2 protein-coding genes are annotated in these 1,433 nt (G+C 41.5%); both read right to left on the bottom strand.

The genetic code is table 11. The features are described from left to right. Positions 1 to 31: 31 nt before the first annotated feature. Positions 32 to 874, bottom strand: coding sequence for an IS3 family transposase (locus CCS02_RS21970; RefSeq protein ID WP_232728945.1), 843 nt, complete (start codon positions 872 to 874; stop codon positions 32 to 34). Next, the gene (locus tag CCS02_RS21965; RefSeq protein ID WP_100637738.1) at positions 859 to 1,386 is read right to left on the bottom strand and encodes a helix-turn-helix domain-containing protein; all 528 of its coding nucleotides are present in this window, start codon (positions 1,384 to 1,386) and stop codon (positions 859 to 861) included. Before CCS02_RS21965 ends, CCS02_RS21970 begins: the two co-directional genes overlap by 16 nt. Between the last annotated feature and the right edge of the window lie 47 nt (positions 1,387 to 1,433).

The raw sequence follows: 1,433 nt of genomic DNA, 5'->3' as shown, positions 1-1,433 counted from the left end.
TTGAAGTGACCCCATAAAGTTGGACACTTTATTAACCTGCTAACAATGCCTGATTTCGGTACTCTACCGGAGTCAGGCCATTTAACCCCATTTTTATTCGTTTCGTATTGTAGTAATCAATATACTCTTCAAGTTCTTGGATCAGATTATCTGCATCCTCGAAGGTTTCACCATGGAACATTTCCGTTTTTAGTAAGGCAAAAAAGTTCTCCGCCATTGCATTGTCCAAACAATTTCCTTTTCGTGACATACTTTGTTGTAGTCCATGTTTTTCCAAAAGATGTCGTGTTTGCTTTTGCTGGTACTGCCAACCTTGATCACTGTGTAGTATTGGAGCTTCTCCTTCTTTAAGGCTAGCTATGGCATCTTTTAGCATGTCAGTGACGAGCGGTAAATGCGCTGTCTTTTTAATTTGGTAGGCAATCACCTCTTGATTAAACAGATCAATCACGGGAGACAAGTATACTTTTTGCCCTTTAATATTAAACTCTGTCACGTCGGTGACCCACTTCTCGTTCGGCCTGTCCGCTTTAAAATTTCGGCATAAGAGATTGTCCGCGATACGTCCTATTTCGCCTCGATAAGAGCGATAGCGTTTAGGCCGTACTTTAGATTTAAGCCCCAATAATTTCATCAGCTTTTGCACAGTTTTATGATTCAGTTCTATTTTGGCTTTACGAAGCTCTGTGGTGATACGTCGATAACCATAACGGCCTCTATGTTCATGGAAGATCTCTTGTATCTTTTCCTTCGCTTCAGCATATGAATCAGGCTGTGTTAATCGCTGACAATGGTAATAAAACACACTTCGCGGCAGTGACAACGATCGAAGTAAATTCGGTAACTTAAACTGATCTTTTAACCCTTGGACAATTGACGCTTTTTCTTGGCTTGTTGGCGTTTCATCTCGTCCAAGGCTTCTAACTTTTTTAGAACCGCTACCTCCGTTCGACGATATTCCAGCTCTTCACGAAGCTCTTCTACTGTCATTTCGTCAATAGATTTATCATTTGATTCTTGGCTCTGTTTTTTCATATAAGTGCGCCCTCGCTGTTTAGGTTGAAGGCCTTGGAGTCCTGATTCGTCAAACTCACGCAGCCATACCCAAAGCGTACCGGGAGAGGGAAGATTGTAAAAGGCACTTGTGTAATGTAATGACCAATTTTCTGACCACATTCTCTTAAGAATATCGGCTTTACCTTTAGCTGTATGAGGAGATTTTGGTGGTAGAAAGGATTCATCACCATTGAAGCTATAGACCTTACTCCAATAGCGAATCTGACTGTGTGGAATAGACAGCTGTTTTCCAAGCGCCTTGGGTGATGAAACACCGTTAAGGCATTGCTGAGCTAATGTGATTTTAAAAGCACGACTGTACTTTGACATAAAAAGAACCCCCAATGTTGGTTGTCCAACTATTGGGGGTCACTTCA

Source organism: Marinomonas sp. ef1 (genome assembly GCF_002806845.1).
GTDB lineage: Bacteria > Pseudomonadota > Gammaproteobacteria > Pseudomonadales > Marinomonadaceae > Marinomonas > Marinomonas polaris.
Note: the sequence above shows the minus strand (reverse complement) of the source record. Positions and strands in the feature narration are given on the sequence as shown.